Raw genomic sequence first — 6,841 nt, forward strand, 5'->3', positions numbered from 1 at the left:
TTGCTTTCCTTTATCACAAACAAGCTCAAATTATCTAGATATAAAATATAGGCGTCAACCCGCAACCACGCTAACACAGAAATTAGGCATAAAGCAAAAATACAGCACCGTTTTTTCGGCGATCGCTTAAAATAATGAGCTTTTTGCCCAGCACTAAAAAGGCTACACTTATATAAATCATAGTCAATAAAATTAGGTTGTGTATGGTTAACACCCATTTTCCAAGACAGATAGCCCCGTCGGTTGTGGGTGTTGTCTTGTTTGCTTCCACTGTCCTCGCTGACGCCAGAAGCACCCCGGCACAACTTCCCATCCCGCTAGGCGCAGACCAAGCCCAGACCGTTGCGCCCGTTAGGAGATCGCCCGAAAGCTACAAACTCGGCGGCGGCGATCGCATTCAACTAGAAATACTCGAAGTACCCGAACTCAGCCGCGGCTACGAAGTCCTTTCCGACGGTTCAGTCAACCTGCCCCTGATCGGCTTGGTCTCCATCCGCGGTCGCACCTTAGTAGAAGCCACCAACATCATCCGCAACGCCTACCGCCGCGTCCTCAAAGACCCCATAGTCACAGTCAGCCTCGTCGCCGCCCGCCCCCTCAACGTCGGCGTCATCGGAGAAGTCACCAGGCCCGGAAACTTCACCATTACCCTAACTCCTGGCCCGGGAGCCGCGCCGAGTGTCCAGTACCCCACTGTCACCCAAGCGATCAGACTCGCAGAAGGCGTCACGGGTGTGGCCGACATCCGCAACATCCGTGTCCGCCGTCCCCAACGAGACGGCCCCGATCAAGTGCTCAATGTCAACCTGTGGAAATTCTTGGAGGAAGGAGACATCTCTCAAGACATAATTTTGCAAGACAGAGACACAATCGTGATTCCCACAGTCGCCAACTTCAACCAAGCAGAAGCTCGTCAATTTGCGACGGCAAACTTTTCGCCACCCCCAGAAAAACCTCGATCGATCTCCATCGTTGGTCAAGTCACCCGCCCCGGGGCTTACGTCGTGATCGGTGGCAATACCACCAACGACCTCAGCCGCGAAGGTTTCCCCACCGTCATCCGGGCCATTCAGCTAGCTGGTGGCATCACATCGGATGCCGACATCCGGCAAATCCAAGTGCGGCGCGTCACCAGAAGAGGTGAACAAATTATCCCAGTCAACCTGTGGCAGTTCCTAGAGTCCGGCGACGGCGCTCAAGATACCATCCTCCAGGAGGGAGACACGATCATTGTGCCCAAAGCCACGATCGTTAACCCAGCAGAAGCTGGCGTACTCGCTAGCACTAACTTTGCCCCCGTCGGCATTAACGTTTTTGTAGTAGGAGAACTCAGAACATCCCTCGATCCCTTGAGGCTCCCAGCTAATGCCACACTGAATCAAGCTTTAGTTTCCAGAGGATTTTTTGGCTACGAGAATACCAGAGCTAGAAGGGATAAAGTTGAGCTAGTCCGCCTCAATAACGACGGTACAGCTACTAAACGGACGATCGAAGTCAATTTAACTCAAGGAATTAACGAAGAAACCAATCCTCAACTTCGCAACAACGACATGATTATCGTATCTCGCAGGGGTCTCGTCAATTTTGTCGATCGCATGAACGCTGTAATCGGACCTGTCGGGCCTGCGACGGGAGTGTTAAATTTTATAAACGTTCTCCGATTTTTATTCAGGTAAGAAGGCGGCGGGTGAGGTGAATAATTCCTGGCAAAGGCTAGAATAAACTAAACAATAAGATTACCCAGCCGCGACCTGGCCGCTTCAAAAATATCAACCTCAAAAATATCAACCTCAAAAATACCCAGGCTGAATATGGATAGCAGACAAGATTACCAACCCTTCACACCTAAATCGAATGGCAAACTGCCGGAGTTATCTGCTCAGAACTACAGAGATCACTTTGTTGAGGAGAGAGAAGAAGAAAAGCTAGACTTGTCCTGGCTCTTAGGCGTCGTGCGCCGTCGCTTCCCGGTCATGGCAGCCGCCACCATTGCTTTGAGCGCCCTGGCAGGAACAGCGATCGTCGCCACTTCTAAAAGCATAACGATCGAGTATGAAGGCTCCTTTTCCCTGTTAGTAGAACCCGCCACTGCTGAAGGTTTGCTGTCCAAACAATTAAACAACACCCAAGCTGCCGACTTAGCAAGAATTAATATAGAAGGAATTAGCTTAGTAGACTACGAAACCCAAATTAGGATTTTGCGTAGCCCCAAATTGATGCAGCCCGTGCTTGAGGAATTGCGAGCGTGGTATCCCAAAATGACCTATACGGAACTGATCTCAAAAATGTCCATCAACCGCATCAGCTACACGAAAGATGGCAAACAGCAAGGCACAAAAATTTTACAAGTTCGCTACAAAGATGCAGACAGAAAAAAAATTAACAACGTATTGGACAAAATTTCTAAAGCTTATCTAGACTACAGCTTGCAGCAACGGCTGATGGGCATTAATCAAGGTATTAAATTTATAGATACGGAGCTTCCCAAGCTCCGAGAAAGAGTAGAAGTTCTGCAATTGCAAGTCCAAAGACTGCGGCAGCAGAGCAACTTATTTGAACCTCAGATAGAGGGAAAATCTTTGTCTGAACAAGTTCAAAGCATTCGCGGCAAGCAAGTAGAAATCAGAGTTCAGCTAAAAGGGATGCGAAACCTCTACCAAAGCTATGAAAAACTACTCAAGGAAAATAATCCCCAGGGGCTGCTGATTACCCAAGGACAAGCTTACGGCGGACTCTTAGGTCAAATTCAGAGAATAGACTCGGAATTGTCAATGAAATTAGCTCAGTACAGAGAAGACAGTTTGCCAGTTTTAGCGCTGCGAAAAAGTCGGGAAGAACTTATTTTAACCGCCACTCAACAAGCAAAAGAAGTGGTGATGGGAAATTTAGAGACCCAAATCAAAGAAATTGAAGCGCGCGATCGTGAAATGACCGCTGTGCAAAATGCTCTCAACCAAAAAATTAGAAACTTTTCAGTTACAACCCGACAATACGACAATTTACAGCGAGAACTGCAAGTAGTTACTAAGAGTTTGTCGGACTTCTTGGCAAAACGAGAAGCCTTGCGAATTGATGCGGCTCAGGAGCAAATACCCTGGGTGCTGATAAATCCTCCGGAAATTCCGCGAGACAAATTCGGCAACCCTATAACAGCTACCGTCAAACAAACCAGAAAACAGTTAGCGCTGGCAGTAATTTTAAGCAGTCTGCTGGGCATAGCCGTCGGCTTGCTCGTAGAGGTACTAAATACTGTGTTCCACACTCCAGAATCACTCAGAATGGCCACAAGATTGCCAATACTCGGGGTGATTCCGTTTACCAAGAAAGTCAAGCGCAGACCGCCAGCCAGACAGAGAAAACTAACATCGGCTCGATCGAACTCGAAAGTGGAAGTAGTCGAACAGGTCGAAGCTAGACCTACTGGTTCGATGAGCGGGGCACCAAGTATTTTGAGCGACTTGGACTATCAATTTTTAGAAGCATTTCGATCCCTATACACGAACATTCACTTGCTGAGCGCAGGCACGGCAATTCGATCGCTCTTAGTCGGCTCAGCCGTAACCGGAGACGGGAAATCTACAGTAGCTTTGCACCTAGCAGCCACAGCAGCAGCCGTAGGACAGCGAGTATTGTTAGTAGATGCAGATTTGCGTTGCCCCCAACTGCACGCTAAGTTAGGACTGTCGAACGTGCGTGGCCTGGGCGATGCCATCTCCACAGATATCAGCCTCAACGACGCGATTCAACGAGCCCCGAACCAAGAAAATTTGTTTGTACTCACCGCAGGCCAAATTCCCCCCGATCCGATCAAGCTTCTTTCTTCCAAAAAAATGCAGTATCTGATGGAGCAATTTCAAGCATTTTTTGACTTAGTAATTTATGACACCCCGCCACTAGCAGGCTTGGCAGACACCCACTTGATCGCAGCTCACACAGACGCTACGATTATGGTCGTCCAAATTGGGCAAACGGACCGAGCGCAAGTTCGCAAAGTTTTAGAAGAATTAAAAATTTCTGGAGCTTCCGTTTTGGGAATCGTTGCTAATGGCTGCAAAAACACCGGTCACAGCTACCGCCAACGCCCGGTCGTTTTAGACACGCTCTACGACCAAAAACTATCGGCTTTAGGTACGAAAAATCCTAATTAGACAAATGTTGATGCAGGCGGCCGAGGGCCGCCGTCCTCAACGGGAAACGCACAACCAAGCTATACCCTGATTTTTTGATAATAGTACCATTTGAGAAAGAAAATGATAGACTAACGGACATAGCCTCGTGTGTCAACCGAGATTGCGCGGATATTTAAATTTTGCGGTAATTACTCAGAAAATGATTGAGAAATCAGCAAAAGTGGGTAAACTACATTTAGCAGAGCGCAATCTCAATCAGGAAAAGACACCTTTGAAGGTGAACGTTAGTGTAAACGTTAATGAGAACGTTTCAACCCAGAAACTTGGTAGGGATTATTCTATGAGTACAGTTATGGTTGTTGATGATAGCGTCACTCTGCGGGAGATGATCGCCGACTTGCTCAAAGGTAGAGGACTAAACGTCACGGTAGCGAGTGATGGCGTAGAAGCTCTAGAGCAAATTAAAGCTAACCGCCCAGATTTAGTCGTTCTGGATATCGTGATGCCCCGGATGAACGGCTACGAAGTCTGTCGCAGGCTCAAAAGCGACCCTAAAACCCAAAATTTGCCTGTAGTAATGTGTTCGAGCAAAAGCGAAGAGTTCGATCGCTATTGGGGAATGAAACAAGGAGCCGACGCTTACATCGCCAAGCCATTTCACCCTCAAGAATTGGTCGGGACTATTAAGCAACTGCTGCGAGGTTGAGGTGGAGGAGTAGGGACAGGAAAAAAATTGTCTTCAGCGCTGATTATTTCTGCTCCCGCAGCCTCTCTAAACTACTCGATTGACAATAGTCCAAACATCCCCGTCCGATCGCACGTAGGGAACAGAAATACTCTTAAAACCAGTAATAAAAGGCTTGTAATAAACTTGCCAGTAGCTGGGACTAATTTGGTCGGCGATGGCCTTGAGTCCCTTCACTTCCGCCGCCAGTTCCGCCGCCAGTTCATTAATCCGTTCCGCGTGTCCCTGAGCTAGTAGTCTTCCTTCTTCAACTTGCTCCTCCATCGGACTGATTCTTTGCAACTTTACCGACTGCTGTTGTTTCTGACTCAGTTGAGCAGACAGAGCCGCGATCGCGTCATCTATACCCTTGACTTCTGCCGACACTTGTGCTGTTTCCCTGGCGTGACGCCGATAAGCATCGGCGATCGCTTGGGGCGAATCACCTGCTGGGACAACATCGGCAATACTAAGCTGCTGGCGTTCCAGGCGCAATTCCTCAATTTTAGAGTAAATTGCTTCTATATCTGTCTGAAGTTTGTCCACCTAATTATTACCGCGTGGTTGTTTGATATTTTAGCATATTAACACAAACCAATGACCTAATCGCCCTATAAATAGCATACAGCACTTCCGGATGTTATGAGGTACAGTAGCAGCAATTAGTAAACCAGTTTTTAAGATGTTTCGGATTAATTAAGTCAAGAGCCACAGAAATTATGGTGTCAACCATTTTAGTGGTGGTTGGTGACAAATGGATCGAGAAAGATTTGAGTTGCGACCACCATAATTCAATTGGATTAAAATCAGGAGACTATGGGGAAAAACACAAGATAGAAGCACCCACCGCTTCAATCTACTGGCTTAATTGAATCTACTTTATGCGCGGGTAAATTATCAATTCACGTCTACTGCTCCCGACCACAATTGTGGCACTAAACATTGCTCAATAAATACCTCAAATGCTTTGCCATCCATTGAGTTATCCATTGTCATGAGTGCCACTACTCGCTTCAAACTAATTGCACCAATTACTGTGACTTTTTTCCCTCGGTAAAAAGGTTTAACCGCATAGACTCTCGTTCCTCGTTGTGAACGTGCATGACTTCTGGTTAAACAAGCGTAATACTCCAGTATCATCTAAAAAGACTATATTTTTTGGGTCGATATGCTTGAGTTTTTACCAATAATCTAACCTTAACTTCATGACTCTTTCAGTGCCGGCTTGGCTACCGATCACTGTTTTTTTTTACGATTCTTCTGGGCAAATAACTCACACAATTCTAGTAAGGTTGCATCGGGATGTGCTGCCACTATTTCTCTCAAAGAAGCTGTGGAATTATTCAAATGACTATATCTCGGTTTCCCACTCTCGTTTCGGCTGTAAATTCCCCTCGATTTTTTGTTGCTTGACCAGTTTTTGAACTAAGCTTTTACTGACGGAAAATATCGCTGCTGTTTTTCTGATCGACAGCTTCTGATATTGATGGGCTGCTACTATTTTTGGAAAGCAAATTTACTGAATATGCTTTCATTGGTGTATTTTTTAATCCCACATTCCGCACCCCCAACTGGCACATAGGCAGATGGAGGGGATAAAAGTGAATCATCCGAGATAATAGTGAGTAAAAACACCCAAAAATCTGTGCAACGCTCGCATCACTCAGTTAGGAATTCCTAAAAATTGACATGAGGGCATTAATTCAATCTTCTTAGCCCATTAAAAGTCAAAAATCAGACCATTAATAACTATTAATTCCCAGCATATATCGCCCGCATTATGACAATAATACATCACTGCTGAATCAACAATTATTTAAATGTAAGTCAGTTTTACCAATCAATAATAGACTTCTTTTCACAACAAAAAATAATAAGACCGACAGGTGACTGGAAATAAATTTAAGATAGCTAACCGTTCTGATGTCAAATTAGAAACTTGCTGAATTCCTTGAATACACACGGCATGAATCGATTGAAAACTTTG

Annotated in this window: 5 protein-coding genes; 3 read left to right on the forward strand and 2 right to left on the reverse strand. The window is 46.0% G+C overall.

The genetic code is table 11. The features are described from left to right. Positions 1-203: 203 nt before the first annotated feature. From QUB51_RS24195 to QUB51_RS24205, 3 genes are all read left to right on the forward strand, one after another. Complete coding sequence (locus tag QUB51_RS24195) at positions 204-1,676, forward strand: polysaccharide biosynthesis/export family protein (protein WP_333263585.1); 1,473 nt, start codon at positions 204-206, stop codon at positions 1,674-1,676. Between the two features lie 135 nt (positions 1,677-1,811). Beyond that, positions 1,812-4,148: a polysaccharide biosynthesis tyrosine autokinase gene (locus QUB51_RS24200; RefSeq protein ID WP_333057254.1), complete on the forward strand. Its 2,337-nt coding sequence runs from the start codon at positions 1,812-1,814 to the stop codon at positions 4,146-4,148. A 322-nt stretch (positions 4,149-4,470) separates the two neighbouring features. Beyond that, positions 4,471-4,836 carry a response regulator transcription factor gene (locus QUB51_RS24205; protein WP_039886668.1) on the forward strand — a complete coding sequence of 122 codons (366 nt, stop codon included), beginning with the start codon at positions 4,471-4,473 and terminating at the stop codon, positions 4,834-4,836. A 66-nt stretch (positions 4,837-4,902) separates the two neighbouring features. Here the strand turns inward: QUB51_RS24205 and QUB51_RS24210 are convergent, their stop codons facing one another. Together QUB51_RS24210 and QUB51_RS24215 are read right to left on the reverse strand one after the other, a co-directional pair. After that, entirely contained in the window at positions 4,903-5,400 is a 498-nt protein-coding gene (locus QUB51_RS24210; RefSeq protein ID WP_333057253.1) for a hypothetical protein, read from the reverse strand. A 351-nt stretch (positions 5,401-5,751) separates the two neighbouring features. Continuing rightward, positions 5,752-5,994 (reverse strand): transposase, encoded by a 243-nt coding sequence (locus QUB51_RS24215; RefSeq protein WP_333057252.1) that lies wholly within the window; start codon positions 5,992-5,994, stop codon positions 5,752-5,754. Positions 5,995-6,841 lie beyond the last annotated feature (847 nt).

It is taken from the genome of Microcoleus sp. AT8-A3, from assembly GCF_036705675.1.
GTDB lineage: Bacteria > Cyanobacteriota > Cyanobacteriia > Cyanobacteriales > Microcoleaceae > Microcoleus.